We start from the raw sequence: 17,961 nt of genomic DNA on the forward strand, positions 1-17,961 counted from the left end.
CGGCGGCCCTATTCCTTTTCCATCGTGCATTGCAGCGGGTGCTGGTGGCGGCGGGCGAAATCCATCACCTGCGCCACCTTGGTCTCGGCCACCTCGAAGCTGAAGACGCCGACCACGGCAAGGCCCTTCTTGTGGACCGTCAGCATGATGTCGAAGGCCTGGGCATGGGACATGCCGAAGAACCGCTCCAGCACATGGACGACGAATTCCATCGGGGTGTAATCGTCGTTCAGCAGCATCACCTTATACATCGGCGGCCGCTGCGTCTTCGGCTTCGGCTTGGCCAGAAGCGAGGTGTCCTGCCCGTTGCCCGGTGCGCCGCCGCTGCTGGAGGCGCGGTCGCCGGCCGAGGATCTGGCGGGACGAAGGGTCAAGGGCTGCTCCTGCAAGGCACGGGTTTCCGGGGCGTGGCCGGAATATAGCCTCTTTTCCCGGGACGAAAAGGGGCGGGATTGCAAGGGCCGGCGGCAGGAGGCATTCAGGGGCGGAAAGGGACGCCCATGCTGACCACCATCGGATTCGACGCCGACGACACGCTCTGGCAGAACGAGGCCTATTTCCGCCTGACGCAGGAGCGTTTCGCCGACCTCCTGCGCGACCATGCCGAGCAAGGCGCCCTGATGGAGCGGCTGCTGGCGGCGGAGCGGCGCAACATCGGCGCCTATGGCTTCGGGGTGAAGGGCTTCACCCTGTCGATGATCGAGACCGCGATCGAGGTGACGGAAGGCCGGGTCCCGGCCTCGGTGATCTCGGAACTCCTCGGCGCGGGGCGGGCGATGCTGGACCATCCGGTCGAGCTCCTCCCCCATGCCCGCGAGGCGGTCGAGGCGCTGGCGGACGACTTCCGCATCGTGCTGATCACCAAGGGCGACCTGCTGCACCAGGAGCGCAAGCTGGCGCAATCCGGCCTGGGCGACCTGTTCGACGCGGTGGAGATCGTCTCGGACAAGACGCCCGCGACCTACCACGCCGTCTTCGCCCGCCACGGCACCGGCGCGGCGCAGGCGCTGATGGTCGGCAACTCGCTGAAGTCGGACGTGATTCCGGCGCTGGAGGCCGGCGGCTTCGGCGCTTATGTGCCGCATGGCCTGACCTGGGCGCTGGAATCCGCCGATGAACCGCAGGGCCACCCGCGCTATGCCAGCCTCGCCGACCTGTCGGCCCTGCCCGGGCATGTGGAGGGGCTGCAAAAACGTGCCCCATAACTTGGGGGCGTCCGCCTGGACACCCCCATATCTTCCCTGCCGGACCGCCGGACGCAGCGCTTCGGACACAGGATCAGGAAATCCCCCAAAGCCCTTGGAAATTAGGTGTTTTCTGCTTCGTCCCCCTGTGCTAGCCTGATCCCCGGCAGAAACGAGGTTCCGAAAACGGGACCCGACTACAGGCATAAGGGACAGGCGACGTGAAATCGCTTCTCGGGCGGATTCTCCGCGCTCTCATCGGTGTCATGGTCTTCGCGGCCATCGGCTTGCCCCACCCGGCACAGGCGGCGCCTTTCGCGGCCATCGTGATGGATGCCCGCTCGGGCGAGGTGCTCTACGAAAAGAACGCCGACACCAGGCTGCATCCGGCCTCGCTGACCAAGATGATGACGCTTTACATCGTCTTCCAGGAGATCGAGGCCGGCCGCCTGCACCTGGACGACAAGGTGACGGTGACGAAATACGCCGCCTCGCAGCCGCCGTCGCGGCTGGGGCTGAAGACCGGGCAGAAGATCGCCGTGCGCTACCTGATCCGCGCCGCGGCGGTGAAGTCGGCCAACGATGCCGCCGCCGCGCTCGGCGACCACATCTCCGGCTCGCCCGAGGCCTTCGGCAAGCGGATGACCAAGACCGCCCGCGCGCTCGGCATGAGGAACTCCACCTTCAAGAACGCCAACGGGCTGACGCAGGAGGGCCACCTGTCGACGGCGCGCGACATGAACATCCTCGGCCGCCACCTGTTCTACGACTTCCCGCAATATTACAACATTTTCTCCCGCCGCACCGCCGATGCGGGCATGGCGACCGTGCGGAATACGAACGCCCGCTTCCTGGACAGCTACGAAGGCGCCGACGGGATCAAGACCGGCTATACCGTGGCCGCGGGCTTCAACCTGACCGCCTCGGCGCAGCGCGGCAAGAAGCGGATCATCGCCACGGTCTTCGGCGGCACCTCCACCGCCGCGCGCAATGCCAAGATGGCGGAACTGATGGACATCGGCTTCAACGCCGCCCGCAACAACGTGCGCGAGAAGGTGCCGGAAGCGGCACCCCTGCCCGACGACGCGCTGGTCGCCGGCGGTCCCGGGCCGGTGGACGAGCCGGGCGTCGAAGGCGGCTCGGCCAAGACCATCCGGGTCTCGGGCGAGGTCACGCGCTCGCCGCGGCCGAAGGCCAAGCCCGGCGTGGCGGCCGAGGCCGTCGCGGTGGCGGTGGCCGAGGCGGTGGTGGAGCCCGAGGTCCCCGACGCCGTGGCACTGGCCATCGCCGCGGGGGTGAACGACGCTCTTGGCGAAGCGCTGGCCGAACCGCCGCCGGAAGGCACGCTGGAAGCCCAGGCCCATGCGCTGGCGCAAGGCGAATCGGCCGCGGCCGAGCCGGTGGCCGAGGAACCCGTCACCGTGGCCGAGGCCCCGCCGACCGAGGGCACGCTGGAGGCGCAGGCCTTGGCGCTGGCCGGAGCGACTGCAGCGGAAACCCCGCCCGAGAACACGCTCGAAGCCCAGGCCGTGGCACTGGCCGAGGCGCCCGTGGCCGATCCGGCCCTCGCAGCCCTGCGTCCGATGGCGCGCCCGGAGACCGCGGCGGTGGAAGAGCCGGCGGCCGAGGCCCCGGTAGAGCTTGCCGCCGCCGAGGAGACGCCCGCCGCGCCGCCGGTCGAGGACCTGGTGGAAACCGTGCAGGCCCCGGAAGAGGTGCTGCTGGCCGAAGCGCCCGAGGCGCCGCAGGTCGAGGCGGTGGAAACCGTCGCCGCCGCGGTGGTGGCGCCGATGCCCGAATCGCCCGCCTCCGAAACGCCCGCTGTCGCAGAGGTCGAGACCGTGGCCGCCAAGCCCACCCGCAACGCGCCGATCTTCGACAGCGCCGAGCCGGAAACCATCGAACTCGCCGCCGCCGAAGCGCCGGAGGAGGAACTGGTGGTGGTGGCCAAGTCCAGCTCGGGCGGCCGTCACTGGGGCGTCAACGTCGGCGACTACAATTCGCGCGCCCAGGCGGAACGCGAATTGCTGAAAGTCGCGCTGGCCGAAAGCGCCACGCTGAACCAGGGGCTGCGGAAGATCTCGGAAAAGGGCGGCAGCTACCACGCCAATTTCATGGGGCTGACCGAGGACCAGGCCGACCTGGCCTGCCGCCGCCTGCGCGCCCGCGGCGTCTCCTGCGAAACGCTGGGGCCGTGATGGGCTGGGTCCTGCCGCCGCCGCCGCAACCCTCCGCCGCCGTCGAGGGCACGGCTGACCGCTTCCCGGTCCGCCGCATCTTCTGCGTCGGCCGGAACTACGCCGAACATGCCCGCGAATTCGGCAACGATCCCGACCGCGAACTGCCGTTCTTCTTCCTGAAACCCGCCGATGCGCTGGTGGACAGCGGCAGCACCCTGCCCTACCCGCCCGCCACCCGGGACCTGCATTACGAGGCGGAACTGGTGGTGGCGCTCAAGGACGGCGGGGCCAACCTGTCCGAACAGGACGCAGAGCGGCTGATCTTCGGCCATGCCGCCGGCAACGACCTGACCCGCCGCGATCTGCAGGCCGAGGCCAAGGCCGCGCGCCGGCCCTGGGACATGGCCAAGGGCTTCGACGCCTCGGCCGTGATGGGACCGATCCGCCCCGGCCCGCTGGCCGACGGCGTGATCCGCTGCCTTGTGAACGGCGCGGTGCGGCAGCAGGCGAAGCTGTCGGACATGATCTGGCCGGTGCCCGGCATCCTGATGCACCTGTCGCGGCTGGTGACGCTGGCCCCCGGCGACCTGATCTTCACCGGCACCCCTGCGGGCGTCGGCGCGCTGAGCCGCGGCGATACCTGCACCGTCGAGATCGACGGGCTGGCCCCCGCCACCGTCACCTTGGCCTGATCCCGATTTTTCGCCGAAAAATCGTGCCCCTACGGTTTCGGCCGGTCGTCCCAGTCCTTGGTCAGGATGCGGTTGGCGTCGCCCTCGGGGTCGTCGAACTGGCGGGTCTTCATCGCCCAAACGAAGAACACCAGCCCGATCAGGCCGAGAAACAGCGAGGCGGGGATCAGGATGCCCAGGATTTCCATTACTTCAGCCTCAGCGCGTTCAGCGTCACGGTGATCGAGGACAGGGACATCGCCAGCGCCGCGGCCAGCGGCGTGGCGTGGCCGGTCAGCGCCAGCGGCACCGCCACCACGTTGTAGCCGCCCGAGATCAGGAAATTCTCCACGATCCTGCGGCTGGACTGGGTGCCGATCCGCACGGCGTCGGCGATGGGCGCCATGTCCTGCCCCAGCAGCACGATGTCCGAGGCCACCCGCGCCGCGTCCAGCGCCGAGGCGGGCGAGATCGACACATGCGCCGCCGCCAGCGCCGCAGTGTCGTTCAGCCCGTCGCCGACCATCAGCACCCTGCGGCCTTCCGCGGTCAGCCCCGCCACCCGCGCGGCCTTCTCGGCCGGCAGCTGGCCGGAGGCCCATTCGGCGATCCCCAGCCGCTGCGCCAGCCCCGCCACCGCGGGTTCGGCATCGCCGGACAGCAGGATCACCCGCTTGCCCGCCGCCAGCAGCGCCCCCACCGCCACATCGGCGCCGGGGCGCGGCCGGTCGGTGAAGGTGAAGGGCCGCGGCGCCTCCCCTTCCCCGGTGCAGAGCCAGGTCGCGGTCTCGGCCACCGAGGCGGCAGCGCCGCACCATTCGGCGCGGCCCAGGCGGACGCGACGGCCCTTCCAGACCCCCTCGACCCCGTAGCCCGGCACCTCGCGCAGGTCCTCAACCCGCGCCGGCCGCAACCCGCGCGCCCTTGCGCCGTCGGCCAGCGCCCGGGCCAGCGGATGGCCGGAGGCGCCGGCCAGCGCCAGCGCAACCTCGACCGCCATCGCGGGATGGGCGTCGAGGTTGGTCGGCTCCGGCGTGCCGAGCGTCAGGGTGCCGGTCTTGTCGAAGACAACAGTGTCCACCTCGGCCAGCCGCTCCAGCGCGGTGCCCTGCTTGATCAGGAGGCCCTTGCGGAACAGCTTGCCCGAGGCCGCCGTCACCACCGCCGGCACAGCGAGGCCGAGCGCGCAGGGGCAGGTGATGATCAGCACCGCGGCGGAGATGTTGATGGCATAGCGCAGGTCGCCGCCGGTTTGCCACATCCAGAAGCCGAAGGCGCTGAAGCTCAGCAGATGGACCAGCGGCGAATACCAGCTGGAGGCGCGCTCGGCCAGGCTGGTGTAGCGGGTCTTCGCCGCCTCGGCCACCGCCACCAGATCGGCCATGCGGTGCAGGCTGGAATCCTTGCCGGCCGCCGTCACCCGCAGGGTCAGCGGCCCGGTCAGGTTGACCTCGCCGGCCGAGACCACGGCGCCCTCGCCGGCAAAGACCGGCAGGCTTTCCCCGGTCAGCAGGCTGCGGTCCAGTTCCGAGGTGCCGGCAATCACCACGCCGTCCACCGGCATCCGCCCGCCCGGGCGCACCACCACGATGTCGCCCGCCGCAATCTCCGAGATCGGCTTCACCACTTCGGCCCCGTCCTCCAGCACCGTCGCCCGCGGCACCTCCAGCGCCGCCAGTTCCTCGGCGGCGGAGCGGGCGATGGCGCGGGTGCGGTAGTCGAGGTAGCGGCCGACCAGCAGGAAGAAGGCCAGCATCACCGCGGCGTCGAAATAGGCGTGGTGGCCGGAATGGATGGTCTCGAACAGGGAGATCGAGGAGGCCAGGATCAGCGCCAGCGAGATCGGAACGTCCATCCCCAGCCGCCCGGCGCGCAAGCTGGCCCAGGCCGACTTGAAGAAGGGCTGACCGGCGAAGACCACGGTCGGCAGGGCGATGGCGGCGGAAATCCAGTGGAACAGGTCGCGGGTGGCGTTCTCGGCCCCCGACCAGACCGCGATGGAGAGGAGCATGACGTTCATCATCGAGAAGAACGCCACGCCGAGCCGCATCAGCAGGTCGCGCGCGGTCTTGTCGGCCTCGGTCGCCGACAGCAGGCCGGGGTCCAGTTCATGCGCCTCGTAGCCCACGCCCTTCAGCGCGGCGATCAGGTCCTCGGCGGTAACCTCCGGCCCGGCATCGACGGTGACCCGCTTCAGCGTCAGGTTCAGCCGGCTGGACTTCACGCCGGGATAGGCCGCCAGCCGCCCCTCGACGGTGGAGATGCAGGCGGCGCAATGCGCCGCGGGCAGGGACAGCACGATCCGGGCATCGCCCTGCGCCGACAGCTGGGCGATGCGCTCGGCCGAGGGGGCGGCGACGCAGGCCGGGCAGGCCGACAACCCGCCGGTCATCCCCTCGCCGATGTCGCGCTCCGCAATCGCCATGGTCTAGCCCTTCACCCGCAGGTCGAAGCGCTGCTCGAACAGCGTGCCGTCCTGCGCCACCGCCTCCAGCTTCAGCATCCACTGGCCGGGGGCCAGCTCCACCGGCGCCTCGTAGACGCCGCCGACGAAGGCGAAGTCGGGGGTCACGTCGTCGCGGGCCGAGGTCGGGCGGCCGATCAGCACCTGCAGCGAGGCCACCTCGACCGGCCGGCCGGCCGCATTGGTGATCGCCAGCCTGACGCGGCCGTTCTCGTGGGTCGGCGCCACGGTCCAGCCCAGCTTCTCCTGCGCCTCGCGGCGGGCGTCGAATTCCTGGCTGGCGACGAAGGTGTTCGGCGCCTCCAGCCCCGGGAAGGTCGATACGGCCTGCCAGGCCATCACCAGGTTCACCGCGATGATGATCCCGAAGGCGCCCACCGTGAAGACCGCCACCTGGCGTCCGGTGATCTCGGCCATGGTTCAGTTCCCCTTGCCGTTGAAGATGGTCTCGTGGCTGACGCGGTCGGTCCCCGGCATGGTATCCGAACCGAGGTCCTGAACCCAGAGCCGAAGATCGGTCCGCGCCGCGGCCGTCGCGCCGGTGCCCGCAGGGGCGGTGACATAGAGCCGGACCGACTTGGTCTCGTTGGCCGGGACGCGCAGCTTCAGCCCGTCCTCGCCCTCCAGCGCCAGGGTGAAGAGCCCGGTGTCGGAGGTGGCGGAGACGGCGAACCAGTGGTCCTCGCCATGCTTGTTGCGCAGCCGCAGGTCATAGCTGTTGCGGATCGAGCCGTCGGACAGCGTGACATAGGTCGGGTTGCGCACCGGGGTGACGTTCAGGTCGATCTCGGTGCGCAGGAACAGCGCCACGATCAGGCCGAGGCCGACCGCCGACCACAGCGTGGTGTAAAGGATGGTCCGCGGCCGGAAGATATGCTTCCAGACCGATTTCGGCATCTGGCCCTCGCGCTCGCGCGTTTCGTCGGTCAGGGCGAGGTAGCCGATCAACCCGCGCGGCTTGCCGATCTTGTCCATGATCTCGTTGCAGGCGTCGATGCAGAGGCCGCAGGTGATGCAGGCCAGCTGCTGGCCGTTCCTGATGTCGATCCCCATCGGGCAGACGTTGACGCAGGCCATGCAGTCGATGCAGTCGCCGTTGCCGGCCACGGTCTGCTTGCCCCGCGGCTCGCCCCGCCAGTCGCGGTAGCCGATGGTGATGGTGTCCTCGTCCATCATCGCCGCCTGGATGCGCGGCCAGGGGCAGGCGTAGATGCACATCTGCTCGCGCGCGAAGCCACCGAAGGCGAAGGTCGTCGCGGTCAGCACCAGCATGGTGGTATAGGCGATCGGATGCGCCTCTCCGGTGACCAGGTCGCGCAGAAGCGCGGGCGCATCGGTGAAATAGAAGATCCAGGCCCCGCCGGTGGCCAGGGCGATCAGCAGCCAGACCGCCCACTTGGCCAGCCGCTTCCTGATCTTCTCGCCGTCCCATTTCTGCCGATGCAGGCGGATCTGGGCGTTGCGGTCGCCTTCCACCCAGCGTTCGACCAGGAGGAAGAGGTCGGTCCAGACCGTCTGCGGGCAGGCATAGCCGCACCAGACCCGGCCCGCGGCGGAGGTGAAGAGGAAGAGGCCGAGGCCAGCCATGATCAAGAGGCCGGCGACGAAGTAGAATTCGTGCGGCCAGATCTCGATCATGAAGAAGAAGAACCGCCGGTGCGCCATGTCGATCAGCACCGCCTGGTCGGGCAGGTTCGGTCCGCGGTCCCACCGCAGCCAGGGGGTGATGTAGTAGATCCCCAGCGTCACCGCCATGATCCACCATTTCAGGGTGCGGAAGCTGCCCTTGACCCGGCGCGGGAAGATCGGCTCGCGCGCGGCGTAAAGCGAGGGAGGATTGGTATCGGGCGTGCTCACGGAATGGCTCCGGCTTGGCTGGACTGCTTTTCCCTGCATATGGCAGGGCCACGGGCGGCGGGACTTTGACCTGCGTCAATTCTGTCATTGCCGATACAGATTTTCAGCGGGGCGCGGCGCCGCAGGGCGCTTTGACGCAGGCAGGACTGCAAGGCGGGATTGCAGGCCGCGCAGGGCTGGGGCGGCAGCGAAAGAGCCGCGGCTTGACCGCGGCCCGCCCGGGAAGGAAGGTGGCACCGGCGCCCCCGGAAACGCGCGAACAGGAAGGGGCGCCGGTGCCGGTCCCCGGCGGCGGTTGGAACCGCCGGGGATTGCCGTCGGGCAGGGCTATTCGCCGCCGCCCAGGCCGTGGACGTAGAAGGCCACGGCGCGGATCTGGTCCTCGGTCAGCCGCTCGTTCCAGTCCGGCATCACGCCGAAGCGGGCATAGGTGACCGTATGGGTGATCGCCTCGCGCGAGCTGCCGTAAAGCCAGACCGCATCGGTCAGCTTCGGCGCGCCCTGCGCGCGGTCGCCCGAACCGTCTTCCATGTGGCAGGACGAGCAGTTGTCGACGAAGACGGTCTGCCCCTCGGCCGCCAGCGCGGCGTCATGCTCCTGCCCCGAAAGCTGCAGCACGTATTCCACCACCTGGCCGATCTGGGTGTCGTCCAGCAACTCGTCCACGCCGAACTTCGGCATTTCCGAATAGCGGGCGTCGCCGTCGGTGGTGTTGCGGATGCCGTGGGTGACGGTCAGGTGGATGTCCTCCATCGTTCCGCCCCAGAGCCAGTCGTCGTCCAGCAGGTTCGGGTAGCCCAGCGACTGCACCCCCGCCGCCCCGGCGCCGTGGCATTGCGAGCAGTTGGTCATGAAGACCGCCTGCCCCGCCCGCTGCGCATAGCCGGCCAGCGCCTCGTCGCTGCCGATGGCGTTCAGGTCGGCGGCGACCAGCTTTGCCTTGATCTCGCCGTTGGCGTCGTCGAAGCGCTTGATCTCGGCCGCCACGTTGTCGCGGGCGTTGTAGCCCAGGTAGCCCTGGGTCACGCTGGAGATCATCGGCCAGGCCGGATAGGCGATGGTATACCACAGGCCCCAGACGATGGTGCCGTAGAACACCCAGACCCACCAGCGCGGCATCGGGTTGTCGAACTCCTGGATCCCGTCCCACTCATGGCCGGTGGTCGGAACCTCGCGCTGCGTCTTGGTCACTTTCTTGGCGCACATGGTCACGCCTCCTTGCAGTCGGGTTGCGAGGCTTCCGCAGGCGCAGCGTCGTTGCGGAAGATCGAATTTGCGGCCTCGTCATGCAGCGGCCGGCTGCCCGGGCGCAGGGCCCAGAGGCAGATGCCGAGGAAGCCGAGCAGCATCGCCAGCATCCCCCAGCTGTCCGCCATGTGGCGCAGGAAGGTATAGATTTCCATCTCTCCCTCCCCCGCTCAGCGCGTCGGGTCCGGGATGAAGGTCGAGAAGTCGACCATCGTTCCCAGCACCTGGATATAGGCGATCAGCGCATCGGCCTCGGTCAGCTGCGGCTGGCCGTCGAAGTTGCGCACGTTCACGTCCTTGCCGCCCTCGAAAGCCGCCGAACCATAGCGTTCCTGCAGGCCCGAGGAATCGGCGTTCGGGTCGGCCTGGGCCACGAAGTCGGCCTGGGCGCTGGCGATCATCTCCTCGGTATAGGGGACGCCGACCAGCGCGCTGGTCTCCAGCGAGTCACGGATGTATCTGCCGTCGATCTCGCGGTCGAACAGGAAGCCGTAGGGCGGCATCAGCGATTCCGGCACCACCTGCTTGGCGTCGAAGAAGTGGTCGCGGTGCCATTCGTCGGAATAGCGCCCGCCGACCCGGGCCAGGTCCGGCCCGGTCCGCTTCGACCCCCACTGGAACGGATGGTCGTATTTCGACTCCGCCGCCAGCGAGTAATGGCCGTAGCGCTCCACCTCGTCGCGCATCGGGCGGATCATCTGGCTGTGGCAGACATAGCAGCCCTCGCGGACGTAGATGTCGCGGCCGGCCAGTTCCAGCGGCGTGTAGGGGCGCATCCCCTTCACGTCCTCGATGGTGTTTTCCAGGTAGAACAGAGGCACGATCTGCACGAGGCCGCCGATGGTCACGACCAGGAAGGCCAGGACCATCAGAAGCGTGGCATGGGTTTCGATAGCCTTGTGCTTGTCAAGGAGAGCCATTTCTCATCCCCTCCCTTATTCGGCCGGAACGAAGTCGTTGGCGTTCACGGCGTCCTTCGCCGGTTGCGCCTTGACCGTCATCCAGAGGTTGTAGGCCATGATCAGGCCGCCGGAGAGATACATCACCCCGCCAAGCGCCCGCACCACGTTCATCGGATATTTCGCACCCACGGTGTCGGCGAAGGCGTTCACCAGGAAGCCGTTGGCATCGACCTCGCGCCACATCAGCCCTTCCATGATGCCCGAGACCCACATCGACGAGGCGTAGAGCACGATGCCGATGGTGGCGAGCCAGAAGTGCCAGCTGACCAGCTTCAGGCTGTAGAGACCGGCCCGGTTCCACAGCCGCGGCGTCAGGAAGTAGAGCGCGCCGAAGGTGATCATGCCGTTCCAGCCGAGCGCGCCGGAATGGACGTGACCGATGGTCCAGTCGGTGTAGTGCGACAGGCTGTTGACCGCCTTGATCGACATCATCGGGCCCTCGAAGGTCGACATGCCGTAGAAGCCGATGGAAACCACCATCATCCGGATCACCGGATCGGTGCGCAGCTTGTCCCAGGCGCCCGACAGCGTCATCAGGCCGTTGATCATGCCGCCCCAGCTGGGCATCCACAGGATCACCGACATCACCATGCCCAGGGTCGAGGCCCATTCCGGCAGCGCGGTGTAGTGCAGGTGGTGCGGGCCGGCCCAGATGTAGAGGAAGATCAAGGCCCAGAAGTGGATGATCGACAGCTTGTAGCTGTAGACCGGACGCTCGGCCTGCTTGGGCACGAAGTAATACATCATCCCCAGGAAGCCCGCGGTCAGGAAGAAGCCCACGGCATTGTGGCCATACCACCACTGGATCATCGCATCCTGCACGCCCGAGGTGACCTGCACCGAGGAACTGCCGACGATGGAGACCGGGATCGCCATGTTGTTGATCAGGTGCAGCATGGCGATGGTGATGATAAAGGACAGGTAGAACCAGTTCGCCACGTAGATATGCGGCTCCTTCCGGTTCATGATCGTGCCGGCGTAGACCGCCAGGAAGCCCACCCAGACCACGGTGATCAGGATGTCGATGTGCCAGGCCGGCTCGGCATATTCCTTGCCCTGGCTGCCGCCCAGGACATAGGAGGTCGCCGCCAGCAGGATCACCGTCTGCCAGCCCCAGAAGACGAAGTTCGGCAGGGCGTTGCCGCCCCAGAGCCGCGCGGCGCTGGTGCGCTGCACGACGTAGAAGGCGGTCGTGATCAGCGCCGTGCCGCCGAAGGCGAAGATCACCGCGCTGGTGTGCAGCGGCCGCAGCCGGCCGAAGTTGCCGATGCCCTGCAGCGCCTCGAAATTCAGCCAGGGCCAAGCCAGCTGGGCGGCGATGACCACGCCGACCAGGAAGCCGACGACTCCCCAGAAGGCGGTCAGGAAGACCCCCCAGCGGATGATGCCATCATTGTATTCGCCCCGGTTCACCACCTTCGGATCGCCGACGCCCCGCAGCACCACCAGAAAGGCGATGGCGGAGACCAGCATCACTTCGATCGCGTTCACCATGAAGGCCAGATCGCGCGCGTAATTGGCCGCGATCGCGGCGGCGACCGCGATCACGCCCAGCGCGATCAGTTTGACGTAATCCCACATTTTGCGTCCCTTCGTCTTTTATGTCCCGCCCGGCAGACAGGAGCCCCGTCAGCGACTCAGGCCCCCGGAACGGAATTCTCGACAGGGTGCTTCTTGCAGTCGCGGCGATCATCATTCCTTGATCTGCATCAACAGCATCATGCGACAGACTTGACCTCGGTCAACGCAAGGGGGCCTGATGGGAGCCTAGCATGGTTTCCGTCAATGCAACCTCAGGAGGCATCCATGGCCTACAAGTCACTCTTGACCGTTGCCACCGCGCCCGACCGGATCGGGGCCGCCGTGGCCGCAGCCGCCGCGATCTGCCTGAAGGCCGACGCCCATCTCGACGCGCTGGCGCTCGGCGTCGACCGGACCCAGGTCGGCTATTCCTACGTCGGCGCCGGCGCGGTGGTGCTGCAGGTCGCCATGGACCGGGCCGAGCAGGAGGCCCGCGCCAACGAGAAGGCGGTGAAGGAGGCATTGGCGGCGCAGGGGCCCGGCCTGCGCTCGGCCGTCGAGACGGCGGTGACCCAGATGGGCGCGCTGACCGACCTGGTGGCCGCCCGCGCCCGCTATGCCGACCTGGTGGTGCTGCCGAAACCCTATGCCGAGACCTCCGGCCCCGAGTCGGAGGCGGTGATCGAGGCCGCGATGTTCGAGGGCATGGCCCCGGTGCTGGTGGTGCCGCAGAGCGGGCTGAAGGCCCCGGTGCCGCGCCACATCGTGCTGGCCTGGAACCAGAGCCGCGAGGCGATGGTCGCCGCCCGCCGGGCGCTGCCCTTCCTGAAACAGGCCGAAAGGGTGACGATCACCGTGATCGACCCGCCGCCGCACGGGCCGGAACGGTCGGACCCGGGCGGGCTGCTGTGCCAGCTGCTGGTGCGCCACGGGGTGAAGGCCGAGGTCTCGGTGCTGGCCCGCACCCTGCCGCGGATCTCGGACGTGCTGCACCGCGCCTGCCGCGACCTCGACGCCGACCTCCTGGTGATGGGCGCCTACGGCCATTCCCGCTTCCGCGAGGCGATCCTGGGCGGCGCCACCCGCAACATGCTGGAACAGGCGGAAATCCCGGTGTTCATGGCACATTGAAGGAATAGCGCAGCCGCGCGAGCGCGGCTGCAAGCCTTTCCACTCGCCTCTGCGCGCAAGCGCGCAACCGGCTCGGGCTTGCCTCCGGCGGGGATATTTAGGGGCAGGTGAAAGAAAGAAGCGCTCTTCTTCCAAATTCACCTGCCACAAATATCCTCAGGGGGTTTGGGGGCAGAATGCCCCCATCAGGCGACAGCAGCCGCAAGAGCCTCCGCCAGCCATCACGAAAAGGAATGCGGCGGCAGCCGCGCCATATGGCTCAGGCCAGCATCCCGCCGTCGCTGTCGTCGCCCGCCTCTTCCAGCAGGCGGTCGAAATCCGGGATGGTGACGTGGCGCTTGCCTTCCAGGCTGATCACGCCTTCCTTCTTCAGGGCCGAGATCTGGCGGCTGACCGTCTCCAGCGTCAGCCCCAGGTAATCCGCCATCTCCTCGCGGGTCAGCGGCAGGTCCACCACCATGCTGCCGCCGGTCCGCCGAAGGTGCAAGGACGCGTGGCGGCGGGCGATGATGGCGATCAGCGAGGCGATCTTCTCCCGCGCCGTCTTGCGGCCCAGAAGCAGCATCCATTCCCGCGCCGCATCCAGTTCGTCCAGCGTCATCTCCAGCAGACGCTCGGCGATGTGCGGGGTCTTGCCCATCATCTCCTCGAAGGGCTTCTTGCGGAAACAGCACATCAGCACGTCGGTCGTCGCCGTCACGTCGTAGGCCGCGGTCACCCGGCCCGGCCGGCCGACGAAATCCGACGGCAGCAGCAGGCCCACCATCTGCCGCCGCCCGTCCTCCATGGTCTGGGTCAGCGTGGCGATGCCGGTCACCACCGAGGCGACGAAATCCATCCGGTCGCCCGACCAGGTGATGGTCTGCCCGGCCTGGTAGCTGCGGTAATACTTGATCTGCTCCAGCGCGGCGAGTTCGTCCGTCTCGCATCGGGCGCAGACGGCACGGTGCCGGATGGGGCAATCGCCGCATTCGGGATGCGCCCCCAAGCCAACCTGCAATCCCATGTCCGCCCTTTCGCCCCTTGATCTGCATCAAGGACCGGAGCCCCCGACGCGCCTAAAGGTAGTCGCATGACAGTCGATGCGCAACTCACGCGCCTCGGTCTTTTTGACGCGAGGGTGCCCCGGTATACGTCCTATCCCACCGCGCCGCAGTTCGCGGGCGGGGTGGATGCCGGCACCTTCACCCACTGGATCGAGGCGATTCCCGAAGGTTCGGCGATCTCGCTCTACCTGCATGTGCCATTCTGCCGCAGGTTGTGCTGGTTCTGCGCCTGCCGGACCCAGGGCACCTCGTCGGACGATCCGGTGATCGCCTACGCCCAGACCCTGAAGACCGAGATCGCCCTTCTCGCCCGGCACCTGCCGCGCGGGGTGCGGCTGTCGCGGCTGCACTGGGGCGGCGGCACCCCCACCATGCTGCCCCCGGCCGAGGTCCATGCCCTGGCCGAGGCGATCTTCGACGTGGCCCCGATGGCCGAGGGCGGCGAATTCTCGGTCGAGATCGACCCGAACGAGGTCGACGACGCCCGCCTGGACGCGCTGGCCGCTGCGGGCATGAACCGCGCCTCGATCGGGGTGCAGGACTTCGACCCGGAAATCCAGAAGACCATAGGCCGCGAGCAGAGCTACGGGCTGACACGCGACATCGCCGAGCGCATCCGCGCCCGCGGCGTCCGCAGCCTGAACGCCGACATCCTTTACGGCCTGCCGCACCAGACGCCCGAGCGGATCGCGGATTCGGTGCAGAAGCTGCTTTCCCTCTCGCCCGACCGGGTGGCGCTTTACGGCTATGCCCATGTGCCCTGGATGAGCCGGCGGCAGCAGATGATCCCCTCGGATTCCATGCCAACGCCCGGGGAACGGCTGGGCCTGTTCGAGACCGCCCGGCAGCTGTTCCTCTGGGACGGCTACGACGAGATCGGCATCGACCATTTCGCCCGCCCCACGGACGGGCTGGCGGTGGCGCAGAAGGCCGGCAAGCTTCGGCGCAACTTCCAGGGCTATACCGACGACACCGCGCCGGCGCTGATAGGCCTTGGCGCCTCGTCGATCAGCCGCTTCCCGCAGGGCTATGCCCAGAACGCCTCGGCCACCGCCGTCCATACCAAGGCGATCCGGGCGGGGCATTTCAGCACCCACCGCGGCCATGTCTTCGGGGCCGAGGATCTGGTCCGCGGCCGGATCATCGAGGCGTTGATGTGCGACTTCCGGGTCGACCGCGCGGAACTGATGCGCGATTTCGGCGTGACGCCGGCTTGGGTGGACGGCCTGTTCCGCAGCGCCGCCGCCGGGTTCGAGGACATGGTGGCGCTGCAGGACGGCGTGCTGTCGATCCCGGTGAAGGGCCGCCCCCTGACCCGCATGATCGCCCGCGCCTTCGACGCCTACGACCAGTCCAAGGCCCAGCATTCGGCGGCGATCTGAGGGGGCGCACCTGACCTTGCTGTCGGGATGCGGCACTGTCGAGGAAGAATGTCCGCTTCGCAGGACATTGCGGTCATCCCCGCACAACAGAGGCCGGCGCCCGACCGCGGGTGGTCGCCTCCACGGCGCGTAGCAGGCGCTTTATGGTGCGGCCTCTCCTCCGGCTGGAGCGGAAGCCGACGGCGCAGAAGCGCCCGCCCGGGGGGCGGTCGGGCGCTGGCCGGGGGCGCGTTCCGCGCCTGTTGATCCGGCCGGAGCTTCATCGGGGGCTGCGCGCAGGCTCCATTCCGATGGCAGCTACGGGCTCACCCTCCCGGCCAGCAGGGGGCGCAGCAATTCCTTCCGTCCCCGTCGCCGCCGCCCCCCCGCCCCCCTCGCAGGCATTCCCGACCCCCGATCACGGAAACATCCCTTTTCAAACCGCCCGAAGCGGGGCAGCATGGCGGCATCGCCCGAAACCCCGGAGACCGCCGCCATGCGCGCCCTTCTGTCCGTCCTGCTGATCGCCCTCGGCCTTTTCCTGGCCGCGCCGCAGGCGCAGGCGCAGGGCTGGATCGACCAGCCCTTCGATCCCGCGCCGATGAGCCGCGAGGACATCGCCACCGTGCAGGCGGCGCTGGCCTTCTCGGGCGACTACTACGGCTATACCGACGGCATCTGGAACCAGGACGCCCAGGCCGCGCTGCAGGCCTGGGTCCAGCGCGAGGAAGGCGCCTCGCGCCCGCTCTACCGCCACCTGAACCGGCTGGTGATGAAGTTGGAGGACGAGCGGGTCAAGAACGGCTGGCAGCTGTTCTATTCCGAGACCACCAACACCTCCTACCTGCATCCGTTCACCCTGCTGAAATCGGTCGACAACAAGGATGCGGTGGAGTTCCTGTCCGACGACAGCGGCTTTTCCGTCATGGTCCGCTTCACCGACCAACCGGGGATGAAGAACATCCACGACTGGTTCATGGGCCAGGCGGTGCAGGGATCGGACCCCTACCAATACAGCGACAACCAGCTCTGGATCACCTCGGTCACCATCGAGGACAACATGGTGGCCTATGCCCGGTCGGACTTCTACAACGGCAGCTGGTCCACCGTCTCCATCGTGGTCTGGCCGGAATATTTCTACCACCTGAACCTGATGGCGGCCTCGATGACGGTCGGCGGCAGCCCGGCCTCGCTGATGTGGACGGACGGCGGGGTGATCGACCAGGTGATCAACGGCGGCGTCAATGCCGCGGCGCCCTCCACCGCCTCGGACGGCAACGGGCCCAAGGACCAGGTGCGCCGGCCGACGGCGCCGGGCGTGGCCGACATGCCGGACCCCGAGCCCGAGCCCGAACCGCAGCCCGATCCGGGCGGCCCGGTGACCATCGCCGGGAACGAGCCCGCCACGCCGCCACTGGGCAGCCCCGGCCCCGCCGCCCCCGTCGCGCCCGATCCGGGCGGCGCCACCGCCCCGCCCCTCGGCAGCCCGGCCACGCCCGATCCCGGCGGCGTGATCGGCGTCGGCAATCCCGGCCCCGCCCCGGTGCGCGAGCCGGGCAGCCTGCCGGTCGCCAGCCCCGGCGCCACCGCCCCCACCCCCGCCCCGAGCGAGCCGCTGCCCAAGGTCACCGGCACGCTGAAGGGCTCGGGCAGCGGCTTCTACATCGCGCCGACGGTGCTGGTCACCGCCGCCCATGTGGTCGAGGGCTGCGGCGCGGTGGCGATGGTGGACGGCACGCCGCTGGAGGTGAAGGCCAGCGATTCCACGCTGGACCTGGCCATGCTGGCCGGCGCGCCGGATGCGGGGGTCTGGCTGAAGCTCTCGGCGCTGGAGGTGCCGAAGCTGGGCGAGACGGTCACCGCGCTCGGCTATCCCTATTACACCAGCCTGGACCAGGGCCTGACCGTGACCAGCGGCAATGTCAGCGCGCTGCGCGGCATCGACGGCTCCTCGAACCGGGTGATGATCACGGCGCCGGTGCAGCCCGGCAACTCGGGCGGGCCGCTGCTGAACAAGAAGGGCGCGGTGATCGGCGTGGTGGTCAGCCGCATCGACGACATCGCGGTGCTGGAGGAGACCGGCAGCCTGCCGCAGAACATGAACTTCGCGGTGCCGACCGGGCCGCTGCTGACCTTCCTGGCCACCAACCGCTGGGTGAAGCCGCAGGGCGAGGGCAGCGGCGGCGACGTTACCGGCGGCGTGCCGGACGGGGTGTCGAACGCGGTGGTGCCGCTCTACTGCTACGAGTGACGGGCGGGAACGGCGGATGATGGACATCCGCCGCGGAAGCCGCGATCCTGCGGCGGACCTGCCGTTCCGTTGCGAGACAGTGCCC

The 17,961-nt window shown here is 68.6% G+C and carries 16 protein-coding genes; 6 read left to right on the top strand and 10 right to left on the bottom strand.

Going from position 1 to position 17,961, the window contains the following annotated elements; genetic code table 11:
- Positions 1 to 8 precede the first annotated feature (8 nt).
- Complete coding sequence (gene clpS, locus G5B31_RS04220) at positions 9 to 374, bottom strand: ATP-dependent Clp protease adapter ClpS (protein ID WP_276616103.1); 366 nt, start codon at positions 372 to 374, stop codon at positions 9 to 11.
- 126 nt (positions 375 to 500) lie between these two features.
- Between clpS and G5B31_RS04225 the strand changes: the two genes are divergently transcribed.
- The 3 genes from G5B31_RS04225 to G5B31_RS04240 all read left to right on the top strand — a co-directional run bounded on the left by G5B31_RS04225 (position 501) and on the right by G5B31_RS04240 (position 4,056).
- A complete protein-coding gene (locus tag G5B31_RS04225; protein ID WP_165014118.1) occupies positions 501 to 1,205 on the top strand; it encodes an HAD family hydrolase in 705 nt (234 codons plus the stop codon).
- Between the two features lie 200 nt (positions 1,206 to 1,405).
- On the top strand, positions 1,406 to 3,382 hold the full coding sequence (locus G5B31_RS21150; RefSeq protein ID WP_346763876.1) for a serine hydrolase: 1,977 nt from the start codon (positions 1,406 to 1,408) through the stop codon (positions 3,380 to 3,382).
- On the top strand, positions 3,382 to 4,056 hold the full coding sequence (locus tag G5B31_RS04240) for a fumarylacetoacetate hydrolase family protein (protein ID WP_165014120.1): 675 nt from the start codon (positions 3,382 to 3,384) through the stop codon (positions 4,054 to 4,056). The genes G5B31_RS21150 and G5B31_RS04240 overlap by 1 nt, the downstream gene beginning before the upstream one ends.
- A gap of 29 nt (positions 4,057 to 4,085) precedes the next feature.
- On the opposite strand, the gene ccoS is transcribed toward G5B31_RS04240, so the two are convergent.
- From ccoS to ccoN, 8 genes are all read right to left on the bottom strand, one after another.
- Positions 4,086 to 4,244 (bottom strand): cbb3-type cytochrome oxidase assembly protein CcoS, encoded by a 159-nt coding sequence (gene ccoS, locus G5B31_RS04245; protein WP_165014122.1) that lies wholly within the window; start codon positions 4,242 to 4,244, stop codon positions 4,086 to 4,088.
- Positions 4,244 to 6,460 carry a heavy metal translocating P-type ATPase gene (locus G5B31_RS04250; protein WP_165014124.1) on the bottom strand — a complete coding sequence of 739 codons (2,217 nt, stop codon included), beginning with the start codon at positions 6,458 to 6,460 and terminating at the stop codon, positions 4,244 to 4,246. The genes ccoS and G5B31_RS04250 overlap by 1 nt, the downstream gene beginning before the upstream one ends.
- A 3-nt stretch (positions 6,461 to 6,463) precedes the next feature.
- On the bottom strand, positions 6,464 to 6,916 hold the full coding sequence (locus G5B31_RS04255; protein WP_165014126.1) for a FixH family protein: 453 nt from the start codon (positions 6,914 to 6,916) through the stop codon (positions 6,464 to 6,466).
- A gap of 3 nt (positions 6,917 to 6,919) precedes the next feature.
- On the bottom strand, positions 6,920 to 8,356 hold the full coding sequence (gene ccoG / locus G5B31_RS04260; protein ID WP_346763877.1) for a cytochrome c oxidase accessory protein CcoG: 1,437 nt from the start codon (positions 8,354 to 8,356) through the stop codon (positions 6,920 to 6,922).
- Positions 8,357 to 8,683: 327 nt separating this feature from the next.
- Complete coding sequence (ccoP, locus tag G5B31_RS04265; protein WP_165014130.1) at positions 8,684 to 9,562, bottom strand: cytochrome-c oxidase, cbb3-type subunit III; 879 nt, start codon at positions 9,560 to 9,562, stop codon at positions 8,684 to 8,686.
- Between the two features lie 2 nt (positions 9,563 to 9,564).
- Positions 9,565 to 9,759, bottom strand: coding sequence for a cbb3-type cytochrome c oxidase subunit 3 (locus G5B31_RS04270; protein ID WP_165014132.1), 195 nt, complete (start codon positions 9,757 to 9,759; stop codon positions 9,565 to 9,567).
- Positions 9,760 to 9,774: 15 nt separating this feature from the next.
- On the bottom strand, positions 9,775 to 10,524 hold the full coding sequence (gene ccoO, locus G5B31_RS04275; RefSeq protein ID WP_165014134.1) for a cytochrome-c oxidase, cbb3-type subunit II: 750 nt from the start codon (positions 10,522 to 10,524) through the stop codon (positions 9,775 to 9,777).
- A 15-nt stretch (positions 10,525 to 10,539) separates the two neighbouring features.
- On the bottom strand, positions 10,540 to 12,147 hold the full coding sequence (ccoN, locus tag G5B31_RS04280) for a cytochrome-c oxidase, cbb3-type subunit I (RefSeq protein ID WP_165014136.1): 1,608 nt from the start codon (positions 12,145 to 12,147) through the stop codon (positions 10,540 to 10,542).
- A gap of 225 nt (positions 12,148 to 12,372) precedes the next feature.
- Here ccoN and G5B31_RS04285 point away from each other — a divergent pair, with 225 nt between their 5' ends.
- The gene (locus G5B31_RS04285; protein ID WP_165014138.1) at positions 12,373 to 13,218 is read left to right on the top strand and encodes a universal stress protein; all 846 of its coding nucleotides are present in this window, start codon (positions 12,373 to 12,375) and stop codon (positions 13,216 to 13,218) included.
- Between the two features lie 259 nt (positions 13,219 to 13,477).
- On the opposite strand, the gene fnrL is transcribed toward G5B31_RS04285, so the two are convergent.
- Complete coding sequence (fnrL, locus tag G5B31_RS04290) at positions 13,478 to 14,224, bottom strand: transcriptional regulator FnrL (RefSeq protein ID WP_165014140.1); 747 nt, start codon at positions 14,222 to 14,224, stop codon at positions 13,478 to 13,480.
- 66 nt (positions 14,225 to 14,290) lie between these two features.
- Here fnrL and hemN point away from each other — a divergent pair, with 66 nt between their 5' ends.
- Together hemN and G5B31_RS04300 are read left to right on the top strand one after the other, a co-directional pair.
- Positions 14,291 to 15,646 (top strand): oxygen-independent coproporphyrinogen III oxidase, encoded by a 1,356-nt coding sequence (hemN, locus tag G5B31_RS04295; RefSeq protein WP_165014142.1) that lies wholly within the window; start codon positions 14,291 to 14,293, stop codon positions 15,644 to 15,646.
- Between the two features lie 439 nt (positions 15,647 to 16,085).
- Entirely contained in the window at positions 16,086 to 17,876 is a 1,791-nt protein-coding gene (locus G5B31_RS04300) for a S1C family serine protease (protein WP_165014144.1), read from the top strand.
- Positions 17,877 to 17,961: the final 85 nt, after the last annotated feature.

Origin of the sequence: Rhodobacter sp. SGA-6-6, assembly GCF_011043545.1 — a bacterium.
In the GTDB taxonomy this organism is placed as follows: Bacteria; Pseudomonadota; Alphaproteobacteria; order Rhodobacterales; family Rhodobacteraceae; genus Pseudogemmobacter.

Bases quoted from the DNA above. Each gene is read 5' to 3' on its own strand.
- G5B31_RS04225 (WP_165014118.1), top strand. From the start codon at position 501: ATGCTGACCACCATCGGATTCGACGCCGACGACACGCTCTGGCAGAAC.
- ccoN (WP_165014136.1), bottom strand. From the start codon at position 12,147: ATGTGGGATTACGTCAAACTGATCGCGCTGGGCGTGATCGCGGTCGCC.
- ccoO (WP_165014134.1), bottom strand. From the start codon at position 10,524: ATGGCTCTCCTTGACAAGCACAAGGCTATCGAAACCCATGCCACGCTT.
- G5B31_RS04250 (WP_165014124.1), bottom strand. From the start codon at position 6,460: ATGGCGATTGCGGAGCGCGACATCGGCGAGGGGATGACCGGCGGGTTG.
- G5B31_RS04285 (WP_165014138.1), top strand. From the start codon at position 12,373: ATGGCCTACAAGTCACTCTTGACCGTTGCCACCGCGCCCGACCGGATC.
- ccoS (WP_165014122.1), bottom strand. From the start codon at position 4,244: ATGGAAATCCTGGGCATCCTGATCCCCGCCTCGCTGTTTCTCGGCCTG.
- ccoP (WP_165014130.1), bottom strand. From the start codon at position 9,562: ATGTGCGCCAAGAAAGTGACCAAGACGCAGCGCGAGGTTCCGACCACC.
- G5B31_RS04270 (WP_165014132.1), bottom strand. From the start codon at position 9,759: ATGGAAATCTATACCTTCCTGCGCCACATGGCGGACAGCTGGGGGATG.
- G5B31_RS04255 (WP_165014126.1), bottom strand. From the start codon at position 6,916: ATGGCCGAGATCACCGGACGCCAGGTGGCGGTCTTCACGGTGGGCGCC.
- G5B31_RS04240 (WP_165014120.1), top strand. From the start codon at position 3,382: ATGGGCTGGGTCCTGCCGCCGCCGCCGCAACCCTCCGCCGCCGTCGAG.
- hemN (WP_165014142.1), top strand. From the start codon at position 14,291: ATGACAGTCGATGCGCAACTCACGCGCCTCGGTCTTTTTGACGCGAGG.
- G5B31_RS04300 (WP_165014144.1), top strand. From the start codon at position 16,086: ATGGCGGCATCGCCCGAAACCCCGGAGACCGCCGCCATGCGCGCCCTT.
- fnrL (WP_165014140.1), bottom strand. From the start codon at position 14,224: ATGGGATTGCAGGTTGGCTTGGGGGCGCATCCCGAATGCGGCGATTGC.